The 22,335-nt window shown below is 67.6% G+C and carries 19 protein-coding genes and 1 pseudogene; 3 read left to right on the top strand and 17 right to left on the bottom strand.

Going from position 1 to position 22,335, the window contains the following annotated elements; all coding sequences use genetic code 11:
• Window positions 1-104: 104 nt before the first annotated feature.
• The 8 genes and pseudogenes from ABC766_RS08955 to ABC766_RS08990 form a co-directional block, all read right to left on the bottom strand.
• Window positions 105-2,522 carry a PAS domain S-box protein gene (locus ABC766_RS08955; RefSeq protein WP_345821880.1) on the bottom strand — a complete coding sequence of 806 codons (2,418 nt, stop codon included), beginning with the start codon at window positions 2,520-2,522 and terminating at the stop codon, window positions 105-107.
• Between the two features lie 173 nt (window positions 2,523-2,695).
• Window positions 2,696-6,109 (bottom strand): PAS domain S-box protein, encoded by a 3,414-nt coding sequence (locus tag ABC766_RS08960; protein WP_345821882.1) that lies wholly within the window; start codon window positions 6,107-6,109, stop codon window positions 2,696-2,698.
• On the bottom strand, window positions 6,096-6,347 hold the full coding sequence (locus tag ABC766_RS08965; RefSeq protein WP_345821883.1) for a type II toxin-antitoxin system ParD family antitoxin: 252 nt from the start codon (window positions 6,345-6,347) through the stop codon (window positions 6,096-6,098). Before ABC766_RS08965 ends, ABC766_RS08960 begins: the two co-directional genes overlap by 14 nt.
• Window positions 6,348-6,526: 179 nt before the next feature.
• Window positions 6,527-6,811 (bottom strand): hypothetical protein, encoded by a 285-nt coding sequence (locus ABC766_RS08970; RefSeq protein WP_345821884.1) that lies wholly within the window; start codon window positions 6,809-6,811, stop codon window positions 6,527-6,529.
• A 62-nt stretch (window positions 6,812-6,873) separates the two neighbouring features.
• Window positions 6,874-7,227, bottom strand: a complete 354-nt coding sequence (locus ABC766_RS08975; protein WP_345821885.1) for a hypothetical protein — start codon at window positions 7,225-7,227, stop codon at window positions 6,874-6,876.
• A 165-nt stretch (window positions 7,228-7,392) separates the two neighbouring features.
• A pseudogene (locus ABC766_RS33990) lies at window positions 7,393-7,479 on the bottom strand (DUF4113 domain-containing protein); the annotation flags it as partial.
• Between the two features lie 252 nt (window positions 7,480-7,731).
• Entirely contained in the window at window positions 7,732-8,943 is a 1,212-nt protein-coding gene (locus ABC766_RS08985) for an alkene reductase (RefSeq protein ID WP_345821887.1), read from the bottom strand.
• Window positions 8,944-9,393: 450 nt separating this feature from the next.
• Window positions 9,394-10,551 carry a hypothetical protein gene (locus ABC766_RS08990; RefSeq protein ID WP_345821888.1) on the bottom strand — a complete coding sequence of 386 codons (1,158 nt, stop codon included), beginning with the start codon at window positions 10,549-10,551 and terminating at the stop codon, window positions 9,394-9,396.
• A gap of 305 nt (window positions 10,552-10,856) precedes the next feature.
• Between ABC766_RS08990 and ABC766_RS08995 the strand changes: the two genes are divergently transcribed.
• Window positions 10,857-11,300 carry an SRPBCC family protein gene (locus ABC766_RS08995; protein ID WP_345821889.1) on the top strand — a complete coding sequence of 148 codons (444 nt, stop codon included), beginning with the start codon at window positions 10,857-10,859 and terminating at the stop codon, window positions 11,298-11,300.
• Window positions 11,301-11,864: 564 nt separating this feature from the next.
• Here the strand turns inward: ABC766_RS08995 and ABC766_RS09000 are convergent.
• From ABC766_RS09000 to ABC766_RS09015, 4 genes are all read right to left on the bottom strand, one after another.
• Window positions 11,865-12,326, bottom strand: coding sequence for a DUF1931 family protein (locus tag ABC766_RS09000; RefSeq protein WP_345821890.1), 462 nt, complete (start codon window positions 12,324-12,326; stop codon window positions 11,865-11,867).
• A gap of 115 nt (window positions 12,327-12,441) precedes the next feature.
• Window positions 12,442-12,894, bottom strand: a complete 453-nt coding sequence (gene trxC, locus ABC766_RS09005; protein ID WP_345821891.1) for a thioredoxin TrxC — start codon at window positions 12,892-12,894, stop codon at window positions 12,442-12,444.
• Between the two features lie 706 nt (window positions 12,895-13,600).
• Complete coding sequence (locus ABC766_RS09010) at window positions 13,601-14,179, bottom strand: HdeD family acid-resistance protein (RefSeq protein ID WP_345821892.1); 579 nt, start codon at window positions 14,177-14,179, stop codon at window positions 13,601-13,603.
• Window positions 14,180-14,293: 114 nt separating this feature from the next.
• Window positions 14,294-14,890 carry an Hsp20/alpha crystallin family protein gene (locus ABC766_RS09015; protein WP_345821893.1) on the bottom strand — a complete coding sequence of 199 codons (597 nt, stop codon included), beginning with the start codon at window positions 14,888-14,890 and terminating at the stop codon, window positions 14,294-14,296.
• An 809-nt stretch (window positions 14,891-15,699) separates the two neighbouring features.
• On the opposite strand from ABC766_RS09015, the gene ABC766_RS09020 reads away from it, so the two are divergent.
• Both ABC766_RS09020 and ABC766_RS09025 read left to right on the top strand, forming a co-directional pair.
• On the top strand, window positions 15,700-16,353 hold the full coding sequence (locus ABC766_RS09020) for a BON domain-containing protein (protein ID WP_345822706.1): 654 nt from the start codon (window positions 15,700-15,702) through the stop codon (window positions 16,351-16,353).
• 832 nt (window positions 16,354-17,185) lie between these two features.
• Window positions 17,186-17,545, top strand: a complete 360-nt coding sequence (locus ABC766_RS09025; RefSeq protein WP_345821894.1) for a hypothetical protein — start codon at window positions 17,186-17,188, stop codon at window positions 17,543-17,545.
• A gap of 17 nt (window positions 17,546-17,562) precedes the next feature.
• On the opposite strand, the gene ABC766_RS09030 is transcribed toward ABC766_RS09025, so the two are convergent.
• From ABC766_RS09030 to ABC766_RS09050, 5 genes are all read right to left on the bottom strand, one after another.
• A complete protein-coding gene (locus ABC766_RS09030) occupies window positions 17,563-18,090 on the bottom strand; it encodes a general stress protein (RefSeq protein WP_345821895.1) in 528 nt (175 codons plus the stop codon).
• A 393-nt stretch (window positions 18,091-18,483) separates the two neighbouring features.
• On the bottom strand, window positions 18,484-19,206 hold the full coding sequence (locus tag ABC766_RS09035; protein WP_345821896.1) for a TMEM175 family protein: 723 nt from the start codon (window positions 19,204-19,206) through the stop codon (window positions 18,484-18,486).
• A gap of 190 nt (window positions 19,207-19,396) precedes the next feature.
• The gene (groL, locus tag ABC766_RS09040; protein ID WP_345821897.1) at window positions 19,397-21,043 is read right to left on the bottom strand and encodes a chaperonin GroEL; all 1,647 of its coding nucleotides are present in this window, start codon (window positions 21,041-21,043) and stop codon (window positions 19,397-19,399) included.
• A gap of 52 nt (window positions 21,044-21,095) precedes the next feature.
• Window positions 21,096-21,386, bottom strand: a complete 291-nt coding sequence (locus ABC766_RS09045) for a co-chaperone GroES (RefSeq protein WP_060768194.1) — start codon at window positions 21,384-21,386, stop codon at window positions 21,096-21,098.
• A gap of 195 nt (window positions 21,387-21,581) precedes the next feature.
• Complete coding sequence (locus ABC766_RS09050; RefSeq protein WP_345821898.1) at window positions 21,582-22,088, bottom strand: PRC-barrel domain-containing protein; 507 nt, start codon at window positions 22,086-22,088, stop codon at window positions 21,582-21,584.
• Between the last annotated feature and the right edge of the window lie 247 nt (window positions 22,089-22,335).

Below are 22,335 nucleotides of genomic sequence, written 5' to 3' on the forward strand. Positions count from 1 at the left end.
GCATTCCACGGGCCGCCGAAATCGTTCGTGAGGAGGGCCTACCGGACGTCCGGGTCCGGCTCCGATTCCCGCACGGATGGCGGCGGTGCGGGCGATGGCGACGCTCAACCGCGCCTAGCCCCGGCGTCCCGGACGGCGCGGCGCAGGATGCGCGACAGGTCGGCCACGGAATAGGGTTTCGGCAGCAGGTCGAACCCGTGGGTGCCCTCCGCCGCCAGCACGTCGCTGTAGCCGGAGGTCAGGACGACCGGGATATTTGGGCGGCGCCTTCGGATCTCGCCCGCGAGTTCGACGCCGTTCATGCCCGGCATCATCACGTCCGAGAACACGACCTCGAAGCGGAACGGGATGCGCTCGATCTCTGCCAGCGCCTTCGTCCCGTCCGTCGCCCAGACCGTGGAGTAGCCGAGCTCGCTCAGGGCCTGCTGCGCGAAGGCGCCGACGTCGAGGTTGTCCTCGACGACGAGGACGCAGGTGCCGTGTCCCTCCGCGAGCGCCTCCGGCTCTTCGACCGGCTCGGCGGGTCCGGCGGGGGCGACGCGCGGGAGGTAGAGGGTGAAGGTCGTGCCGTCGCCGACCGTGCTCTCGACGGCGATATCGCCGCCGGACTGCTTGGCGAACCCGAACACCTGGCTGAGGCCGAGGCCGGTGCCCTGTCCCACGGTCTTCGTGGTGAAGAACGGCTCGAAGATCCGCTCCAGGTTCGCCGGCGCGATGCCCGATCCGGTGTCCGAGATCGAGACGGCGACGAAGTCCCCGCGCCGGGGCGGGTGCGCGCGCACGGCCGGGACGGTGGTCGTCCGTCGGAGCCGGATGCGCAGGCGTCCCTCGCCATCCATCGCGTCGCGGGCGTTGACCACGAGGTTGACCAAAGCGGTGTCGAACTGGCTCGGGTCGGCGTTCACGTGCAGGTCCGGCCACTCGCCGTCGGACAGTCCGAGTTCGACCTGGACGCGGGATCCCGTGAGCGTGCCGACCATGTCGGACAGGGCCGCCACGGCGTGGTTCACGGCGAAGGGCTCGGGCCGCAGCGCCTGCCGCCTCGCGAACGCGAGGAGCTGCCCGGTGAGCTTGGCGGCCCGGTCGACCGTGTCGGAGATGGCGCCGACGTAACGCTGGCGGCGCTCCTCGGCGAGGTCGGGCCGCTTCAGCAGGTCGGTCGACGACTTGATCACCGTCAAGAGGTTGTTGAAATCATGGGCGACGCCGCCCGTGAGCTGCCCCACCGCCTCCAGCTTCTGCGACTGGCGCAGCTGCTCCTCCAGCGCCCGCCTCTCGGTGACGTCGCGGCCCGCAGCGTAGAAGTGGTCGCCGGTCGGGATGGCGTTCCACGAGATCCAACGGTGGCCGCCCTCGCGGGTCCGGACCCGCACGTCGACGTCGGGAAGGGCGGCGCCCCCGGACACGCGTGCGAAGGCCTGCGCCGCGGCATCCAGGTCGTCGGGGTGGACGAACGCGTCGAATCGGGCGCCCACGACGTCGGCCACGTCCCAGCCCAGCGTCTCGGTCCAGGCCGCGTTCGCCGTGCGGAAGTACCCGTCGAACCCGCAGACGACGAGCAGGTCGCGGCTGGCGCGCCAGACGAGGTCGCGCTCGGTGGTCCTCTCCTCCGCCGTGGCCTGCAGCCGGGTCTCGGCGCGGCGGCGGTCGGTGATGTCGTTGAACAGGACGGCGACCCGGTGCTGCTCCGGCTCGCCCACCCGCAGGGCGTGGACGTCGAACCACCGGCCCAGGGCCACCGCCCCGCTCTCGAACCGCACGGGGGTTCCGGTCAGCGCGACCTGCCCGTAGATGTCGTACCACGAGCGTTCGTAGCCGGGCACGAGTTCGCTCATCCAGCGGCCGACGGCGTCGCGCAACCCCGTCTGCACCTCGAAGGCCGGGTTCAACTCGACGAAGCGGTAGTCGACGGCACGGCCCTCCGCGTCGAAGCGCATCTCGACGATGCAGAAACCGCTGTCGACGGCGTTGAACAGGGCCTGGTAGCGGGCCTCGCTCTCCGCCAGCACGCCCTCCGCGGTACGGAAGCGGGTGACGTCGAGTTGGCTCGCGAAGAAGTACCGGAGGTGGCCGTCGGGGTCGAAGACCGGGCTGACGTAGAGCTCGTTCCGGAAGGGCGTCCCGTCCCGGTGGTAGTTCAGGATCTCGACGACCACGTCGCGCCGGGCCGCGATGGCGTCGCGCACCTTGGCCACGTCGGCGGGGTCGGTGCCCGGCCCTTGGAGGAAGCGGCAGTTGCGCCCGATCAACCCGGCGGCGTCGTAGCCGCACAGGTTCTGGAACGCCCGGTTGGCGAAGATGATGGGGTTGTCGGGCAGGTTGGGATCGGTGATGATCTGCGGCATACGGGTCTTCTCCGCCGCCGTGAACAGGAGGTCGGCGGAGGCCGCGGAGGTGCGTTGTCCCTGGCCCGGCCGCCGCAGGCCATCGCCCTGTCCGGCTTCCAGCCGCGCCTCCAGGTCCGCAACGCGCTCTTCAAGTTCGCGCTCGCGCCGCCGCAGCCGTTCGTTCTCTAGGTCCATAGGCCCCTCTTGAGGGGCGTGATTAACGTCCGGACCGAGACGGGACAACGGCGCACCCCGCATGCCGCGGCGACGCGGCGCAGGTCGGAGCGGTGAATGACGGGATGAGCCGCGGCGTCACCCCGTGAGGCCCTGCATTCCCGCGCGGCACGACGCATTCGGATGCGGCCGTCCTATTCCGCCGCCGGCCTGCGGCGCCGCCGTTTCGAGGCCGCCAGGCGCAGGATGCGGGACAGCGCCTCGACCGAGTAGGGCTTCTGCAGGAGCTCGAACCCGTGGTCGCTTTCCTGCGCGAGGACGTGGCTGTAGCCGCTGGTGAGCACCACCGGCAGGCCGGGGTACAGACGTCCGATCTCGCGTCCGAGCTCGACCCCGTTCGTGCCGGGCATGATCACGTCCGAGAACACCACGTCGTAGGTGTCGGGTTCGGCGGCCAGGGCCGCCAGGGCCTCGTCGGCGTTCCCGACCCAGTGCGTGCCGTAGCCGAGTTCCTGGAGGGTCTGGGTCGAGAAGGTGCCGACGTCCCGGTTGTCCTCTACCACCAGGACGTGGGTGCCCCGGCCGTCGACGGCGGCGTCGTCGTCCACAGCCTCGTCGACCCTTGCGGCGTCCGCGACGACGCGCGGGAGATAGAGCGCGAAGGTCGTGCCGCGCCCGACCTCACTCTCGACCAGGACCTCGCCGCCCGATTGCTTGGCAAAGCCGAACACCTGGCTGAGGCCGAGGCCCGTGCCCTGCCCGACGCCCTTGGTCGTGAAGAACGGCTCGAAGATCCGGTCGATCAGGTCGGCCGGGATGCCGGCGCCTGAATCCGACAGCGCGATCCGGACGAAATCCCCGACCTGCGCGGGATGCGAGCGCAGCACGGGCACGACGCCCACGGCATCGACCGCGATGTCGAGCCGCCCCTCGCCGTCCATCGCGTCGCGGGCGTTGACCGCCATGTTCACGAGGGCGGTGTCGAATTGGCTCGGGTCGGCGCGGATGTGGCACGGCTCGTCGCCGACGTGGATCGACACCGTGATCCGGGCCCCGGTGAGGGTCCCGACCATCTCGCCGATGGCCCTGACGCTCCGGCCTACGTCGAACACCTCGGGCCGCAGCGCCTGGCGCCTGGCGAAGGCCAGGAGCTGGCCCGTGAGCTTGGCGGCCCGGTCGACCGTGTCGGAGATCGCGCCGATGTAACGCCCCCTCCGTTCCTCGGAGAGGTCGGCGCGCTTGAGCAGGTCGGTCGACGACTTGATCACGGTCAGCAGGTTGTTGAAGTCGTGAGCCACGCCCCCGGTCAATTGCCCGACGGCCTCCAGCTTCTGCGACTGCCGCAGCGCCTCCTCGGCCTGGAGCAGGCTGGCGGCGCGCTCCTTCTCCCGGGTGACGTCGCGGGAGACGCAGTACAGCATCCCCTCGACCGGGACGGCCGTCCACGACAGCGTGCGGTAGCCCCCGTCCCGCGCCCGGAAGCGGTTCTCGAACGCAAGCGTCAGGCCACCGGCGGCGAGCCGGGCGACCTCGGCGCGCGTCCTCTCACGGTCGTCGGGGTGTTCGAGCCACTCCGAGGTCCTGCCGATGATCTCGTGGGGCTCCCACCCTAGGATCGAATGCCAGGCCGGGTTGATGCTGACCCAGGCGCCGTTCGCGTCGGCGACGCCGAGCATGTCCTGGCTCACCTGCCAGATCCGGTCGCGCTCCTTGGTGCGCTCGGCGACCTGGACCGCCAGGGTCTCGTTCAACGCCCGCAGAGCGCCCTGCGCGCGCACGCGCTCGACCGCGTCCCAGATCCGCGCCGCGACCTCCTCGACCAGCGAAACCTCGTCGGCCGTCCAGGCCCGCGGCTCGCGCTGGTTGACGTAGACGACCGAGCGCAGGCGTCCCTCGTGGACCTGGGGCACGGCGACGATGGCGGCGATCCCGAAGGCACCCATCCCGAGGCCGGCGGTGTCCGGATCCGCCTCGACGTCGGCATAAACTGATGTGCGGCCCGTCTTGAGGTTGGCGATGTTGCCGGGGCCGAACGCGTCGAGGGGGTAGGTGTCGGCCATGGTCGCGACGCCGTCGACGTATTCGGTGCCGAGGGTGACGGACATCCCGTCCTCCCCGACGAAGCCGTAGCCGACCCGGCTCGCGCCGACGTGGCGCCCGAGGGCATCCACCGCCGCCTGCATCCGGCCGCGCGGGCCGCCCTGTTCGCGCAAGGTGTCGGTCAGGTCGAGCAGGAAGCGCTGCCGCGCCTCGGATGCGTGCCGTTCGGCGACGCGCCGCTCCAGCTCGGCGTTCATCTCCCGGAGGCGGCGCTCGTCCTGCCGGCGGTCGGTGACGTCGGAGACCGTGAGCACGGCCCCCGTGAGCTCGCCGCCGCCGAACACGGGCGCGTTCGAGCAGATCACCTCGATGGGCGTGCCGTCACGGCGGAAGAAGGTGCCGTCGCGACGACGAAGGGTCTCGCCCTTCCGGATGGCGTGCACGAAGGCGCATTCCGACGACGGGAAGGGGCGCCCATCGGGATGGTGGTGGTGGGCGGCCTCGTGCAGGTCCTGCCCGACGAGGGCCCCGTCGTCCCACCCCAGCAGGGCGTGCGCGGCCACGTTGGCGAAGGTGACGATTCCGTCGAGGTCGAGCTGGAACACCGCCTCGCTGACGTGGTCGGTCACGGTCCGGAGCAGGTCGGTCTGCCGTTGCAACGCCTCCGCCGCCAGGCGCTGGCCGGTCCTGTCCCGGAGGATCTTGAGGTAGCCGACGTGGCCGCCGTCGTCGGCCAGCAGCGGCATCATCTCGCCGAGCGCGAAGAACCGCGAGCCGTCCTTGCGCACGTGCCAGCGCTCGTCGTTGCCGTGGCCTTCCTCGCGCGCGCTCCTCATCTCCCGTTCCGGGATCCCCGCGGCGACGTCCTCCTCGGTGAAGAAGACCCGGGCGGGCTTGCCGCGCATCTCGGCCTCGGACCAGCCGAGGATCGCCTCGGCCCCGGCGCTCCAGCCGGTGACGAGGCCGTCGAGGTCCATCGTCACCATCGCGTAGTCGATGGCGCTGTCGAGGATCTGGCGATGCCGGGTATCCGCCTCCCGGGCGCTTCGAAGGGCGTCGTCGCGGGCGGCCATCGACCGGCGCAGCTCCATCTGCGCCATGACTTGGCGGGCCAGCGCCTCCAGCGCCTCGGCCAGGTCCCGGGTCAGCCCTTCGGGTCGGGGCTTGCCGTCGATCACGCACAGCGTCCCGAGCGCGACGCCCTCGGGCGTCTCCAGCCGGGCGCCGGCATAGAACCGCAGGTGGGGCTCCCCGGTGACCAGTGCGTTGTCCCGGGTCCGCGGGTCGGCGGTCAGGTCCGGGATCACCAGCAGGCCCGTTCGCGCGAGGGCGTGCGCGCAGACCGACTGCGACAGCGGGGTCTGGCAGGGGCCGAACCCGACGCGGGACTTGAACCACTGGCGGTCGGCGGCCACCAGGCTGACCAGGGCCACCGAGGTCGCGCAGATCCGGGAGGCAAGCAGGACGATGTCGTCGAAGCCCCGCTCGGCCTGCGTGTCGAGGATGCCGTAGCCGTCGAGGGCCGCGAGGCGTTCCGGATCGCGGGCGGCGTCCTCAGGCGCGGTCATGGACGGCCTCGGCGTTGGCGGCCCCGCGATGTACCTTGGCCGCCTCCCGCTCCATCAGGAGGCGTAGCGCCGTCCTGACGACCTCGCTGATCGAGGTGTACTCGCCCTTGGCGACCTGGGCCTCGACGTAAGCGATCAGCGGCTCGGTCAGGGCGATGTGTCGGGAGTGCTTGGCGGCCATCCGGTGCCGGTAGCAGCTCCGCCATCCGGTGTCGCAGCCGCGACACCCCTTCCGCACGGACGTGTCGCCGCAGCCCGGGACGACCGACGCGGCTGGCGTACGCAATTCGGAGATCTTACGCTCGATGGTTTCGAGGTTCCGGGTGGGCCGATGCCGCCCGATCCTCATGGGCCGGCCGCGCGGCGTCGCTTCCTGTCGCAGTCCCCCGCGGCCCGGGATCTCCGAAGGCCGCCAGCCTAGCCCCGGCTTTCGAGCGATGCGACCGCGTCGCCGTTCCAGACGATGCCGAACCCGGCCTGTTCGACGGCCTCCGTCACGACCGCCTTCCATTCCGCGAACGGGCGGTCCTCGGCCCTGGCGAAGACGAGCTCGCAGATCTGGCTGACGCTCCCGACCGACGCGGCCCCCCGCCGTTCCCAGTGCCGGTTCAGCGGCGCCAGCGCGGCATCGTAGAGCCGGGCCCGCTCGTCGCTGGCCAGGAGGACGAGGCGCATGTCCTCGATCTCGGCGGGACCGATCATCTCAGGTTCACCTTGTGCTCGTGCCGGCCGGTCGGCGCGCGGGCCGACCGGCGATGAAGACGCTACGGGAGCGCGCCGATCATTCCCTTGGCCTCGGTCATGGTGTTCTCGCAGGCGCGCTGGTCGCCGCGGCGGTCCTCCGCGCCCGCCCGGTCGATCAGGGTTCGCGCGGCGTCGACATGGTCCGCGGTCGGCACCGTGTCGGGGTCGCTCGGAGCGTCGAGACGCACCGCGGTCACGCCGCGGGGCGAGCCGGTCCGCAGGCTATGCCCGGCCTGCAGGCCGGTGACCTGAACGGCGCCGGCGCTGTCGAGGCGGCGCTCAATGGTGGCGATCTGTTCGGCGCAGGAGGAGGCCAGCGCAGGGATCGGCGACAGCGCGAGGATCAGGAACGCGAGGGTAGGGGCGATGCGCATCGAGAAAACCTTCGGGGAGGCAGCGCCGCGACCCCGCCCGGCGGGCGGCCGATCCGACGCCGTCCCCCGATCGTCGACGCGAGGGTAGCGCCTATCCAACAGGCGGGTCCGGCAAATGTTGCACTGCAACATGCGACGCTGGGCAGGCCTGCGCGGGAGGCGGGATTAGGCCGCCGCGATCACCGGGAGTTCGTCGATGCGGGTCGTGTATCGCGGCGAGCGCATCTCGAATTTCGTCGACCATCCCCGCTGGTATGATGTCGAAGATCCTGAGGGTGGTACTCTAAACCCACCAAATGCGCCGCGCTGAATGTCCGTTTGTCTGCGATCCGAGCTTCAAAGCCGACGGGCCGCTTCCGGCCAGACTACGTCATGCCGGATAACCATCGCGCGCAAAAACCGGGCACTCCGCTTTGCGCCCATGACGGCTATTCGGCCGAAACTGGGACGGCCGCCGAAAGCGGACATCTGTCACGCAGGCCACGACATGGCCGCAAAGGGGAGTCATCTCCAACTTCGGTCAACGCAGCCCCGAGGTCGTTCGCCACGCTCCTGCGCCAGATCAGGATAATCTGTGTAACCCTTCTCGCCGCCGCCATAATAAGTGGTCGGATCGTCGGCGTTGAGCGGGGCGCCTGCGCGCAATCTCTCCGGCAAATCGGGATTCGCGATAAACTTGCGACCGAACGCGACGAGGTCGGCCCTCCCCTCGTGAATCCAGCGCGCAGCGGTCCCGGCGTCGAAGCCTCCCGCGGCAATGAGCGTCCCTTTGAATCGCTCGCGGATAAGTTGGACGAGCGCCAGAGACCGCTGGTCAGGTGGCTCCCCCTTCTGCATCTGCTCCGAGGCCGGATTGACGACATGGAGATAGGCGAAGTCAAATTCGGCGAGCCGTTCGCTGATGTAGCTGAACGTGGCTTCCGGGTCATCGTCGCGGATCTCGTTCATCCTGCCGAGTGGCGAGATCCGGACACCGATGCGGTCTGGTCCCCAGATCCTAGAGAGCGCCTCGGCAACCTCCAGCAGCAGTCGCGTCCTGTTCTCCACCGAACCGCCATACGTGTCGGAGCGGCGGTTTGTGCTGCTTTCGATGAACTGGTCGAGCAGGTAGCCGTTCGCGGCGTGGATCTCGACCCCGTCGAAGTCCGCGGACTGGGCGTTCCTCGCTGCGCGCTCGTACTGACCCACGATATAGGGCATCTCCTCGAGGGCCAATGCGCGCGGACGAATGAAGGGGACGAGTGCCCCTTCTCCCCGTTCGTTCTCGATGAACGCCTTCCCCTGCGGAGTGATCGCAGATGGGGCAACGGGAAGCATGTTGTCGGGCTGCAGGGCCGGATGTGAGATCCGGCCGACATGCCACAACTGGCAGAAGATGCGTCCGCCGGACTCGTGCACGGCTTTGGTGACGTGCCGCCAGCCCTCGACTTGCGCGCTGCTGTGGATGCCCGGCGTCCAGGCATAGCCCTGCCCCTGCAGCGAGACCTGTGCCGCCTCGCTGACAATGAGCGCTGCGGAAGCGCGTTGCGCATAGTAGCAGGCGGCGAGAGGGCTCGGTACGTTGCCCGGCGACCGCGCGCGTGAGCGCGTGAGGGGCGCCATGATGATGCGATGCGGAAGCTCAAGAGGTCCCAGGCGATAGGGCTGGAACAGCACAGCCGGATCCGAAGCTGCCGCCGGGTCGCGCGTTCGCGAGAGGGTCGCTGCATCCGCCATGGGGTGACTCCTTCGGACGCACGGCCGGCAACAGGCCCCGGGGCGCCTCGATCGCGCGACCCGGAAGCCCACCAGGCGGCGGCCCGTCCGCTGAAAGTCTGATCATAGGAACGGCGCGATCGCGTTCCCTGATGTCCGTCAGCGTCGGACGAACTCGATGCCGCCGATCCGATCGGCTGCGCATGGCGATCATCGGCCCTCGAGACGCTTCTGCAATCCGGAACAACGGCCGTGACGGAGGTCTCGCCACGACGAGACGGCTCCGGAGGCCATTCGCGAGCGCCACGGCGACGCTGCCGGGCCACCTGACGTCGCGATCGGTGGCCCGACATGGGCGGCGGCCCGCCGGCCGGCCCTGGGCCCGGGAGGACGGGGTCACCGCAGCCACCGGAGTGAAGAGAAGGGGGGCGCAGGTGCCAAGCGCGCCGGGCACCTGCGCGCGGCGGCGCCTCAGAACGGGTACCGCAGGATCGCCGCCAGGGCGCACCCCGCGGGCAGCTCCGCGCGCCTCGCGCACAGAACCTGGGCGTCCGTGCAGAGGGCACGCCGGGCCACTTCATCGAGAACAGAATACGTTTCGGCGTCGTCGGACACGGAGTACGTCACGCTGCCGTCAATATCGCTGACCAGGCCGGGGATCACGCGATCGAGGTCGACGACGAGCCGGTCGACAGCGGCCGCTGTCGCGGCATGGGCCGTCCGGGAGACGTCGCTGGTGGCCCGGTAGGGCTTCAACTCATCATAGAGCGCGAGGACGTCTTTCACTTCGTTGCGGTAGAGCCGGTCGAGTATGGGGAGTGCGGCGTCGCCGAGCTGCGCGTCGCTGCGGTGGTCCGGGCTGCCCTCGATGGCCTCCGCGATGAGATGCGGATAGGTGTTCACCGCGCGGAAGATGCCGAGCATGGGCTCGGCCGCGGCCAGCACCATCGGCGTCGAGCGACCGGCGAGGGCTTCGCGGACCGCACGGTCCACCGTTCGCGCGTATTGCGCTTCCAGGATCTTCTCGCCCTCACGGTTCTGAAGACGGCGGCGCGGGGCCCCCACGTGGATCGATGGCCGGCCGAGGGTCTCCGCGGGATCGTCCGAGAGGTGGGGAACGGGGACCCGCGCGGGCGGCATGTTGACGACCACGTGGAGAAGTCGGGCTCCCCCTGCCGAAACTGCGAGAACGAAGATCTCCAGGGGAGACGTGATCGTGCGGATCAGCGGGGCGAGGTGGAACCGGTCGGCGACCTCGGCAAGGGGGGCCGGTCGGATCGGCAGGCGGTAGGTCTGCATGGACTTCGTCTCCGACCGAACGAGCACGCCGAGGCCATGCGCCTGCGATTTCCAGAACTCTTCGACCGGTGCGAGCGGATCCGCGCCGTTGAGGCGGTACTTATTGTCATCCAGGCTCTCCTGGATTCGTCCCGAAAGGACTCCGAACTGTCGTTCGAACGATTCGATCACGCATTCCGAGACGGCGGCTTCGCGCAACTGCGCGATGGCGTCCTTGGCGAGATCCTTGAACGCGATGCGGTTGGCCTCGGGGTGCAGGGGCGACGTCGGCAGATAGAGCGACACGAATACGCCGCCCCGCGCCGTCGCGAGCGCCTTGAACTCCTGCAATCCGGGGATGTCCGCGCGTATCATTGCAATAACCGTGGCGGGTCGAGCCTCTGCGGGTCAGGGCTCACCCACCTGAGCCGGCTTTTGTCGGTTTCGCCCTGACGGGCGTCAGTCGCCGCGCGACGGGCCGGGATCACCCGGGCGGAGGGTGCAAGGGCGGAGGGTGCAAGGGCGGGCGTGGCAGCGCTCGCATTGCACATTGGCTGACGATCGTCATGGACGCGATGAGAATGTCAGTCTCAGCTTTCGCGGGATCGCGGATAGCCGGGACGGTCACGCGTAAGACAGCTCTTGCGGAGTAAACCATGCAGATCAATGCGAGCCGGACGGTGGCGGCGTCCCCGGCGAAGCTGTTCGGCCTGGTTTCGAACGCAGTGGAGTGGCCACTCATCTTGCGGACAGTCGAGAGCGCGGAGCTATTGACGGAGGGCGCGCTGGGCGTGGGGTCACGCCTGCGTGAGCGCCGGCTCCTGCTCGGGGCTGAAGTCACCCTCGAATCCGAGGTGATCGAATTCGCCCACCCGCATCGCTTCCGGCTGGTCGTGGAGAGTTCCGACCGCTCTTTCGACCGGGATTTCATCATCGACGCACTGAACGTCGGATCGCGCCTGACGCTCGCGATCCGCCCGGGTTCAAGGGCCTCCACGGGCCGTGTGCTCCTCGACATCGTCTCGCCCGTTCTGCAGATCCAGCTGAGCGACGAGCTCGAGATGGACATAGCCGACTTCGCGGCGGCCCTGCGGGCCTGACCGAGGGTCACAACGCGCCGATGGCCGTCACGGGAGGCTGGCCGGGCGGGCACATTCTCCGTCTGGTCGCCCTCCCTGTGGGCCGACCCCGCATCACCGGAGTGCCGTGGGGAAGCACGGCCGGGCATGTTCCGCAGATTGCCGGACGTAACCGTCACGACACGCCGGACGCATAGGAAACAGCATCCGATCGCATCCAGTGATACTTGTCATTACGTCAGAAACACCACGCGTCATCCGAGCGGGGTCTGATATGGCCGTCGCACATCACCTCTACGATCGAGAAGGCCGCATCCTCCGTCCGCCGCGGAAATTTGACCATGCTGCGTCCCTCTTTCGAACTGGTCACGCCCGTCACTCGGTGTGCAAAGCTGGCGACCTGCCGACCTGTCGCTGAACCATGAAATGGGGCCGTACTGAGTTGGGCCATAGATGACGCGGCCAGGAGCACTCCGAGAAGCGGGCTCGCTGTTGCGCACCCGGCCCCGGTCACTTTGATCGCATGGTCGGGATCCTGCTGGCTTTGGTCGCTCAGGCGGGGCAAGTCCGGACTGTAATGACGCCTCACAACAGGAGATCGTGCAGCCGTTCCGCTCGATCCCAGTGCTCCGTCTGAGGATTTTTCAGGCGAGGGTCGACGATGATTTTGAAGGTCCGCGAGAGCGTGAGGCAGAGGCCGCCAGCGACCTCGGGAAGCCACGCTTCGGTATCATCGCTGCAGGCCGCCATCGAGGCGGGCCCACCGGTGAGCGAGGCGAGGCTCTCCTTGACGGCCCCGGCATTGCTGACGGCGCGGAACTCGTGGATCCGCTCCTGGAACCCCTTGGTGATCGGGAGATCGTGAGGCTCCACGATCTCGCGCCCGTTCGCCTTGGCAATGGCTCCCGCACGCAGAACGAGATCCCGGAGCTTACGGTCAATGAAGCTGCCGAGACGCTTCAGATCGCTCTTATCAATGACGAGCGAATCTGTTTCCCGAAAGAAGTGCTCGAACCGAGCGATACCTGCGACGGGAAGCGCGGTCATGGAATCACCATCGAACGATATGGAATCATGCTCAGCTCGCTTAGGCGCGCCGACGCCGGGCCGCACTGATGCCTGTCAGTTCGCCTGGTCTCCCGTTCGTGCCCCGTGCAGGCTCTCACCGGGTCTCGTGCTGCCGGAGCCAGGCTCGGAGGGCCTCGGCACTGACCGCGCCGGCATGTCGGGCAACCGCTTCGCCTTTCGAGAATAGTATCATCGTGGGTATGCTGCGGATACCGTATCGCCCTGCCAACCCCTGCTCCGCTTCTGTGTCGACCTTGAGGAACCGGAAGTCGGGCTCAAGATCGGCGGAGACTTTCTCAAACACGGGCGCCATCGCCTTGCAGGGACCGCACCACGCAGCCCAGAAATCCACCACGACCGGAATGTCGTTCTTCTGGATATGCTGGTCGAACTGTGCGGCGTCGACCGAAACAGGCTGTCCGGTGAACAGCCCTTGCTTGCACCGCCCGCAACGCGCCGCCCTGGCCGGCCTGGCCGGCCTGGACAAGGGAACGCGATTGATGCTCGCGCAGTGCGGGCAGACGATGTGGCGTCCCTCCTCGCTCATCGGTGGCTCTCCCTGACTAAACCGTCTTCCCATCGGCCGGTCGGGCGTCACGTCGAACGGCCTATCGAGACATCAGCTCGCGCCTTGTCCGCGAAGGCGCGCCGCTCTTTTATGAGCGCGACCGTCCGCGTGTTGAGCCCGCGACGTTGGCGCCCCTGTGGTTCGACGTTCAGGATCGGACGGCGCTCGCCACATAACGCTGACACCGATCCGTTTCGGTCCGGCCGGGTAGGCACCGGCGCGGCACCCCGGTCTTGGCGTCGGCTTCGAAGGCTAGGGCTTGTCGAGACTCGGGGGCCGTCCGCTGCTGCGGCATCGTTCGAACTCCGCGAGGACCTTGGCAGGGTGGGCGCCGCCGCTGGCCTACCGCTTGTGCTTGCGGACGCCCTTCTTCTGGTCGCCGGACTTGGTCACCTTCTTCCAGCGCTTCCAAGAAGGCCGGACACGGGCTTTGCGTGACATCGACGTTCTCCTGCGCGGCGGAGCGGAACGCCGCGTAAGCATCTTCAACTGACATTCTGAGCGCCAGGGCCCGGGCTTCGTGCGGAGACGGTGACCGACCCGCACGCGTCCAGCCCCCCGGGCTTCATCGGCGACCGTCCACGATGGGCCCGCAACCCTCAGGGATCGGAGGGGCGGCAACGGAGACGATTCTGACCAAGCCCGAGCGGGGCCTGGTGAAATCCGGTCCTGATCCGCCAGGTCCTCAGATCGCGCTTTGCGCCGGCTGCGCCATTCCGGGGATCGGCCGATCGTTGCGGTGTTCGCGAAGCCTGAAGGCGAGCACCAGCATGGCGATGCCGAAGACCAAGGCGTAGATTCCGATCCACCATGTCAGCACCACGGCACCCGCGAGCGGGGCAAGAACGAGAATGATCCCGAAGGCGATCGATGACACTCCGCCAAGTGCGAGCCACCACCGTCCGTGGTTGCGCTTGAGGCGGATCGCCGCGACCACCATGGTACTCCCTGAGATGATGGACCATACCGCCGTCAGCACCACGAACACGAGGGCGGTGATGCCGGGCCACGCGGCGGCAAGAACCCCTGTGATGATGTTGACGAGGCCGCCGAAGAAGAGGGCTCCCCAGCGCTTGCTGTGCTGCGCCGCCCGCAGAGACGCGACGATGGCGAAGATGCCGTCCACCAGCATGTAGGCGGCGAAGATCAGAATCAGGGAGATGAGGGTCGAGACCGGCATCGCGAGGGCCGTGATGCTGAACACGATCGCGAGTACGCCCCGGAGGGCTATTACCCACCAGTTCTGGGCCAGCGAATGGTTCATGACGTCCGTATCGAGCGAGATCCGGCCGACTCTTGAGGGTTGTGGGCTTCCACCAGCCATGTGCGTCCTCGTCGTCTGGAGTGTGTGAGATGGACCGGCCTGTGATCCGGTCCGTCAGTGCGGCGTGGTCTGGTCGGGCGCTTTGTCTTGCTGGTCCGATGCGGCGCCGCTCTGGCTGGGGGAGGCTGCCGGGGCGGGGTCGGCGCCGGCGCCACGAACCTGCACGCGACGCGTGCGCCGCTGAGCCCCGCTCTTCGGGAGCGTGATCGTGAGCACCCCGTTCGCGACACGAGCCTCGGCCTGCTCAGGATCGACACGGAACGGCAGTGCAAGCGCACGCTGGAACGTGCCGAAGAGGCACTCACGCACCTGAAAACTCTGCCGATCCTCCCCGTGCTCGATCTCTTTCACGGCGCGGATGATCACGGTGTCGTCATCGAGCATCACCTCGACATCCGCCTCACGAGCGCCGGGCACCTCGGCGGCGATGCGCACCTCACGCTCCGTCTCGGTCATGGTGATGTCCGGGACGAGGATTTTGGCGTCGAGCTGGCCGGCCGCACCTGCGGTTCCAGCGCCCGCGCCCGGCATATCCTCGAGCAGGCGGTTCATGTCGTGGTAAAGGGCGAGAAACGGCGGCAACAGCGGGCTCGGCACGCCGCGCTTGGTCGAACCGCCCGACCGCTGGAAGGCGACGGGTTCGCGAGACATGATATGGATCCTCCCTAAGCTTGGCAGGATACCGCCCGGCTTGCTTTCTCGGCCGAGCAGGCGGAAGACCATCGATTAGCCGGTGCTGCCCGTCTCGGCCCTGACGCGGATCAGTCTGACTTCAGGATCGGTCGCGCGCCGACGATCCCGGCCCCATAAGGCCAGCGGCAGCGTCAGGCTACACCGGCAAGGCTGGCAGACATTCGTTCACGGCCTGCCGCACGCCGCCGGCCTGATCGATGCGGTCGAGCACGACCGCGATGCCAGAGACCTGATCCCGAGATCGGTCCGTTTCGGGGACCGAAGCCGTCAGCCTTCAGCATGATCGGCCGCGATCCGAGCCGGAAGGCTGCCGCGGGATGCGCCCGTCCCGTCGCGCGACGATCTGACGTCGCCGGCATCCGCACCCCGCGAAGTGATCGCGGAAATATCCCGGACCTGGCCGCATCCGCACGAACGTCACCCCATTCGGCTCGCGAGCCTGTCCGGGCTGCATGCGGACGAAACTGCACTGGGCTGACACGCGTCAGAGCGGTGGGCGCAGACCGCAGCAAAATTTGTCTTCCGCTTCGCCCACTCAGGGGAGGCCAGCCCCGAAATCAGCGAGCGGAGATCTCGGCGCGGAGCGCCAGAGCCACCTTGGCCGCGGTCGCTTCCGCAAACAGGTCGCACGATGACGCCGGTCAGGGCGTCCTCAACCCCGGTGCCGATACTGAGCGCGGCTCGCGGCGCGGCCCACGGTGGGCGCACTCCGCCGTCGACAAAGGGCTCCGATTCCCGTCCGCCACACAGGAGGTACGACAATGGCCATCCGAACCGACGCAGAAATCAAGAGAGACGTTGAAGCCGAACTCCGCTGGAATCCCAGCATCGATTCGACCGACGTCGCCGTGGCCGTGAAGAACGGCGTCGTCACGCTGACCGGCTTCACGAGGAGCTTCTCAGACAAGTGGGAGGCGGAGCGCGCCGCGAAGCACGTCGCCGGCGTCGCGGGCGTGGCAAACGATATCGAGGTTCGCCTGCCCAGTGTCGACGAGAGGCCCGATCCGGAGATCGCGCGCGACGCCGTCGCGGCCCTCAAGAACCGGCTGCCCATGAGCGCGGAGCACATCCAGGTCACGGTGAAGAACGGCTGGGTCAGTCTCGAAGGCGAGGTCGAGTGGCAATACCAGAGGGGGTCGGCAGAAGCGGCGGTACGTTGGGTCCGCGGCGTGAAGGGCGTCAGCAATCTCGTCCAAGTGAAGCCGCGCGCCGCTGCCTCGGAGATCAAGCAAAAGATCGATGAGGCTTTCCGGCGCAGCGCTGAGGTGGATGCGAACCGCGTCATGGTCGAGGCCAAAGGCAGTGAGGTGGTCCTCAAGGGGACGGTCCGCTCCTGGGCCGAGCGCCAGGAAGCCGAACGGGTCGCTTGGGCGGCGCCGGGCGTCACTAAGGTCGACAACCGCATCACAATCAGCCTTTAGGCGCGCGGTTCGGCTTCTAAACCTGTATGGGCCGAGGCTCGGTGGGGCAGGAACTGCGGCCGGCCCAGCGCTGGGCCTCGCTCCGGAGTGCCAGCTCACGCGGCGGCCTCCGTGGCGTCGTGCGCGTCCAGGATGCGACTCGTGAAGGCGGGGGCGGCTGACACTCTGCGCCGCGGCAGGGAGGCCTATCCAGCCCGTCTCGCGACTCCCGGGCCCAAGCGGCCCGTCGAAGCGGCCCGTCGGAGCGGCCTGTCCGGGAATGCTCCGGACGAGGTGGCGAGCTGCTCCTGGTTGAACAGCAGCCGCGCACGGCGCTTCATCTCACGCAGGGACCAAGCCCGCGGTTTCAGCGTCGCCTCGATAGGACCGCAGATTCTCCGTGATCCGTGCATCTGGGTGACGCGCGGAGCCGGAACCTCGATGGGACTGCGACGCAGAGCGGCTCCGGACCCGCGGCCTCGTCGAGAGCCCGCTCGTCCGCCCTGCAACGCGTCCGCGGCCCTCCTCGCGAGCCTCGCCGACCGGAAGGCCCGAACTGATGAAATCACGGGGCTGCAGCGCCTGGGGCGTCAGATCTCGCCTGCGGTCGTCGTTCTGTGTGACGGCCAAACCTGCGACAGCCTGAGGCAAGACGGGCGCGCGCGCGTGAGCTAGAACGGCGCCCCGTATCCGTCTTCGAATGCCGAAAGGTCTGAGAACGATGCAGTTTCTCCCGCGCGTCGTCATGTCCACTTCAGAGCGCGTTCACCGAGAGTTCGACGATCGTGGACCCGAAGCCTGCATCGACAGCCTCACGCAAGATCTCAAGCGAAATAATCCGGAGATTCTTGACATGGTGGCGCGTTGCGCGACGGACCTCGGGAAGCCGTCCAAGATCTTGTTGGGTTTCGGCCTGTTCTACCGGGCGCTCGCCGCGGAGTGCGGCGCCGAATTCGGGACCCTGCTCCATCCGCTCCCGCGCGTCAGCCCGGAGACCCGGGATCGCCTCGTGCGTGAGATCGACGAGACAGGGACCGAGACCTTCACGGTGGCGTGCATCCACGACCTCGAGGCGAACAACCCCGAGCTTCTCCATCTAGCCCACAGCTTCGCCTCGGCCCACGGCGACTACCTGGGCGTGATGCAAGCTTTCGCGCTGGTCTATCGGGCGCTCGCGGTCGAAGCCATGCGCGAGCGAAGCCGCGTCCATTGACGTCTCCGGACGTGCGCTCAGGCGTGTCCGCCGGTGCCCGCCTCGCGCCAGTCGGCTTCCCTCTCCTCTACGGTGACCGCGCCCGCTTGGTCGAGGATGTCCTCGATCCGGGCGACGTGCGTTTCGGGGGTGCGCACGACGACCAGGGTGCCGCCGCGGCGAATGCCTTCGACGTACGCGTCCGCGTCATCGGCGCTGAGACCCGCCCCGATCAGAGCGCCCGCGAGTCCACCGACGGCGGCTCCGCCGAGCGCAGCCGCGACGAAGCCGGCCGCTACAACCGGTCCGACGCCCGGGATGGCAAGCGCGCTGAGAGCCGCGAGCGCGGTCACGCTGCCGCCCACGACGCCGCCCACCGCAGCGCGAGCGACCGCCGGGTTCCGAGCGCTCCCGTCGAGGCGCTCGGCCTGTTTCGTGTCCGCATCGTTCGATACCAAGCTGATCTCGACACGGTGCAGGCCGGCGCGCTCGAGCGCCTGGACCGCCGTCGCAGCCGTCTCGTAGTCCTCGAACATTCCGGCGACGGCAACCACATTCTCGGCCATCGAAGCACCCTCTCGCGGCAGCCGTAAGAAAATCCGGTCCGGCCGAGACTGACATCCCGCGGCGCGCGCGCATTGACGCGCGTCAGTGCGCAACGCGACGATGCGGTGTCAGACATCCGGGGCACGCCCCCTCGTACCGCAGAGAATGCCGTCAACCCGAACGCGCTGTTCCGCCGCTTCGAGGGCATTCAAGGTGTCAATCCGTGTCGGGCCCAGCATTTATTTGGGAGCTGTAGGCAATCCTCTCACGGTAGGCTCAGAAGACCTGCAACGGACCGTCGCGCGGTCCGAGCCCATCGCTGGCACCACGGAGGAGCCGCTTCCGTACCCGGGAGGAATGGCCGCGCGACCTCAGGCCAGCTGTGCTCCTGGGCCACCTGTGCGGCTGCGGGTTTAGCGCCGTCGACCGCCTGAAGCCTGAGTTGCGACCCAGGCCTCGCGCTGCCCGGTCGTCCAGCGCACCATCGTAGGGCCCGGCAGGGCGTAGTAGATCAGCAATAGGATATAGATGCTGACGCTGAGATAGGGCGTCACGAAGGCCAGAACGAAGGCGAGGCCGTACAGGAGCGGAACGAGCCGCCAATGCCAAGTCAGCGCGTAGAGACGATTCGCGTCTACATTTGCTTTCACCAGTTTGGCGCGCTGGGCATGCTGCCACATGAAGCTGAACATCGTCCCCGCCAGACAGAGCGCGGCGCTGTAGAGCAGCGCCGCGACGCGAAGGTCGTTCGTGTCGGCGCGCGCGTATTCCGCCATGAGCGCGGTCGTGAACGGAAGAATGGCGACGCAGAGCAGCAAGATCAGGTTCGTGAACAGCAGCACATGGTCGCTATGGCGCAGATAATGGAACATGGTGTGATGGTTGGCCCACACCACGCCGACCTGCAGGAAGCTGAGGACATAAGCGGCATAGACGGGCCACTGCCGCAGCAACAACGCCGTCAGTTCCTCTCCGTGCCGCTCGGCTTCCCGCGGCACGCGGATGTCCAGGACCAGGAGCGTGATGATGATCGCGAAGACCCCATCGCTGAACGCTTCGATCCGTGCTGGCGAAGGCGCCTCGTCGATCAGCGTGAACGGAGCATCACTGGGAAGCTCGGACCGTTGTTGCAGCATGCCCTGTCCAGAGTCTGTAGCGGCATTTCGGGAATTGCGCCGCTTCCGAATCCGCCGGACTCGGCCGTCGCTCGATCCGTCCGAGCCCCGATACGCACAACGCTTCGCGAAATCTGTGTTTTACTCTCACCGCTGGGCCCATGCTCTGCGAGCATCGGCAATCACGTCGGAAACGGCGTGTCACGGCAGCTCAGAAATCCATGCCCCCCAATCCACCACCCATGCCTCCACCCGGCATGGGCGTCGGTGGGTCCTTCTTGGGCGTTTCGGCGATCATCGCCTCCGTGGTGACGAGCAGGCCGGCCACGGAGGCCGCGTCCTGCAGGGCGGTGCGCACCACTTTCACGGGATCGACGATCCCGACCTCGATCATGTCAACGTAACGCTCGGTCTGAGCGTCGAAGCCGAATGTCGGCGAGTTACTTTCCATGACCTTTCCGACTACGATGGATCCTTCGACGCCAGCGTTGTCGGCGATCTGACGAATTGGAGCCTCGAGAGCCTTGAGGACGATCTTGATGCCGGATTGCACCTCGCTGTTCTCGCTCGTCAGGCCGCGGGCCGCCTCCTTTGCCCGGAGCAGCGCGACGCCACCACCGGGGACGATGCCTTCCTCGACCGCCGCGCGAGTGGCGTGAAGGGCGTCCTCGACCCGATCCTTCTTCTCCTTGACCTCGATCTCGGTCAAACCGCCGACGCGGATCACCGCGACGCCGCCCGCGAGCTTGGCCAGACGCTCCTGCAGCTTCTCACGGTCGTAGTCCGAGGTGGTCTCCTCGATCTGCGCCTTGATCTGGCTGATCCGGCCCTCGATGTCGGACTTCTCGCCGGCACCGTCGATGATCGTGGTGGTCTCCTTCTCGATCCGCACGCGCTTGGCGCGGCCGAGCATCGGGAGCGTCACGTTCTCGAGCTTGATCCCGAGATCCTCGGCGATCATCTGGCCCTTGGTCAGGATCGCGATGTCCTCGAGCATCGCCTTGCGGCGGTCACCGAAGCCCGGCGCCTTCACGGCCGCGACCTTCAGGCCGCCGCGCAGCTTGTTCACCACCAGCGTGGCGAGCGCCTCGCCCTCGATGTCCTCGGCGATGATCAGGAGCGGCTTGCCGGTCTGGACCACGGCCTCGAGCACCGGCAGCATGGCCTGGAGCGAGGAGAGCTTCTTCTCGTGGATGAGGATGTAGGGGTCTTCCAGCTCGGCGACCATCTTCTCCGGGTTCGTGACGAAGTAGGGCGAAATATAGCCGCGGTCGAACTGCATGCCCTCGACGACATAGAGCTCGGTCTCGGCGGTGCGGGCCTCCTCGACCGTGATCACGCCCTCGTTGCCCACCTTCTGCATGGCGTCGGCTAGCATACGGCCGATCTCCGGATCGCCGTTGGCCGAGACCGTGCCGATCTGAGCGATCTCATCGTTCCTGGTGATCTTGCGGGCGTTCTTCTCCAATTCCCTGATAACCGCCGTCGTCGCGAGGTCGATGCCGCGCTTCAAATCCATCGGGTTCATGCCGGCGGCGACGTACTTGGCGCCCTCGCGGACGATGGCCTGGGCCAGAATGGTCGCGGTGGTGGTGCCGTCGCCCGCGATGTCGTTGGTCTTCGAGGCCACTTCGCGCACCATCTGGGCGCCCATGTTCTCGAAGCGGTCGGCGAGCTCGATCTCCTTGGCGACGGTGACGCCGTCCTTGGTGATGCGCGGGGCGCCGAAGCTCTTCTCGATCACGACGTTGCGGCCCTTCGGGCCGAGCGTCACCTTCACCGCGTCGGCGAGGATGTCGACGCCGCGCAGCATCATCGCGCGCGCTGTGACGGAGAACTTGACTTCCTTGGCAGCCATGATTCCGCTCCGTAAGCCAGATTTTCAATCTTGGTTGTGCGGAAGGCGCGATCTAATCGACAATGACGCCGATGATGTCGGACTCCTTCATGACCAAGACATCCTCGCCATCGACGACCAGTTCGGTCCCGGACCATTTCCCGAAGATCACGCGGTCGCCAGCCTTGACGTCGAGGCCGACCATGTTCCCGTTGTCGTCACGTACACCCAGACCGACGGCGACGACTTCACCCTCCTGGGGCTTTTCCTTCGCCGTATCGGGAATGATGATGCCTCCCTTGGTCTTCTCCTCGGCACCGGTGCGCCTGACGACGACCCGATCGTGCAGCGGTCGGAGTTTCATCGTAAGCCTCCTCAACAGTCCGGTTCGGCTGTTTCTGCGTCGCGGTGACGTTCGGTCGAGCATTGCGCCGCGTGGCGCGAGGGCTCGGCGCGCCCGCACCGCGATCGAGCCGTCGTTCAGACTGTCGGCGACGGCCTTGTTTGTGTTGAGGGCACCCGGCGGGACCGGTCGATCACGCGTCGCGCCAGGCTGCCGTCACGTGAGGTAACGAAACTCCGGCAATTTACTGAGCTCGTCCTTACTGGCACCAGGCAGCACGATCTTTCCTTTCTCGTCATCGAGTTGCAGCCGCTCGAACGGGGTCGCAATCAGGTGACCGCCGAGCCCGAGGAATCCTCCCACCTGTATGACGGCGAATAGAACCTTATCTTTTCCGATGATGATATCGTCGATGCTGCCGATTTTCTCATCCTTGTCATTGACGACAGCGCTACCGTGCAGTTTCGTCGTGCGCCAGCCTTTCGCCACTTCCTTAACGTCCACGCTTAGGAGGCGGACGACCTGAGAGAAGGCCGGCACGGCCACCCCGACCGTCGCGACACCGCCCGCGCACATGGCCGCCGCCACGAGCGTCGCGATGACGCGATGGCGCCCCCCGGCGGCATGACCCGAACGCTGAGGCCGAGACGCGCGGTGCAGACCGTTGTGCACGAGGGCATCCCGCCAAGCTGCGGCCGGTCGAACATGGCGATAGAGGTTCATGAGACCACTCCCTGGAAACGGTGCTGGACACGGCGCGCGACCGAAACCGGGGTCATGGCCGCCGACACTCTCTGCAATCGAAGTTGTGCTTCCGCGATGGACCTCGCACATTGATCCGCGTCAGACGGATGAGCGATTGTTCGCGGCCCCTGCCGGCGGCCGGCTTGGACGAACTTCGGAGGCTGACGGTCCCGGCGACGAGCACCGAGGCGGACCCAGTCCTCAAATATGCTCATGCCGCAATCGC

Source organism: Methylobacterium fujisawaense (assembly GCF_039619325.1).
GTDB lineage: Bacteria > Pseudomonadota > Alphaproteobacteria > Rhizobiales > Beijerinckiaceae > Methylobacterium > Methylobacterium fujisawaense.

Bases quoted from the DNA above. Each gene is read 5' to 3' on its own strand.
- ABC766_RS08955 (WP_345821880.1), bottom strand. From the start codon at position 2,522: ATGGACCTAGAGAACGAACGGCTGCGGCGGCGCGAGCGCGAACTTGAA.
- ABC766_RS08960 (WP_345821882.1), bottom strand. From the start codon at position 6,109: ATGACCGCGCCTGAGGACGCCGCCCGCGATCCGGAACGCCTCGCGGCC.
- ABC766_RS08970 (WP_345821884.1), bottom strand. From the start codon at position 6,811: ATGATCGGTCCCGCCGAGATCGAGGACATGCGCCTCGTCCTCCTGGCC.
- ABC766_RS08975 (WP_345821885.1), bottom strand. From the start codon at position 7,227: ATGCGCATCGCCCCTACCCTCGCGTTCCTGATCCTCGCGCTGTCGCCG.
- ABC766_RS08985 (WP_345821887.1), bottom strand. From the start codon at position 8,943: ATGGCGGATGCAGCGACCCTCTCGCGAACGCGCGACCCGGCGGCAGCT.
- ABC766_RS08995 (WP_345821889.1), top strand. From the start codon at position 10,857: ATGCAGATCAATGCGAGCCGGACGGTGGCGGCGTCCCCGGCGAAGCTG.
- ABC766_RS09000 (WP_345821890.1), bottom strand. From the start codon at position 12,326: ATGACCGCGCTTCCCGTCGCAGGTATCGCTCGGTTCGAGCACTTCTTT.
- trxC (WP_345821891.1), bottom strand. From the start codon at position 12,894: ATGAGCGAGGAGGGACGCCACATCGTCTGCCCGCACTGCGCGAGCATC.
- ABC766_RS09010 (WP_345821892.1), bottom strand. From the start codon at position 14,179: ATGAACCATTCGCTGGCCCAGAACTGGTGGGTAATAGCCCTCCGGGGC.
- ABC766_RS09015 (WP_345821893.1), bottom strand. From the start codon at position 14,890: ATGTCTCGCGAACCCGTCGCCTTCCAGCGGTCGGGCGGTTCGACCAAG.
- ABC766_RS09025 (WP_345821894.1), top strand. From the start codon at position 17,186: ATGGTGGCGCGTTGCGCGACGGACCTCGGGAAGCCGTCCAAGATCTTG.
- ABC766_RS09030 (WP_345821895.1), bottom strand. From the start codon at position 18,090: ATGGCCGAGAATGTGGTTGCCGTCGCCGGAATGTTCGAGGACTACGAG.
- ABC766_RS09035 (WP_345821896.1), bottom strand. From the start codon at position 19,206: ATGCTGCAACAACGGTCCGAGCTTCCCAGTGATGCTCCGTTCACGCTG.
- groL (WP_345821897.1), bottom strand. From the start codon at position 21,043: ATGGCTGCCAAGGAAGTCAAGTTCTCCGTCACAGCGCGCGCGATGATG.
- ABC766_RS09045 (WP_060768194.1), bottom strand. From the start codon at position 21,386: ATGAAACTCCGACCGCTGCACGATCGGGTCGTCGTCAGGCGCACCGGT.
- ABC766_RS09050 (WP_345821898.1), bottom strand. From the start codon at position 22,088: ATGAACCTCTATCGCCATGTTCGACCGGCCGCAGCTTGGCGGGATGCC.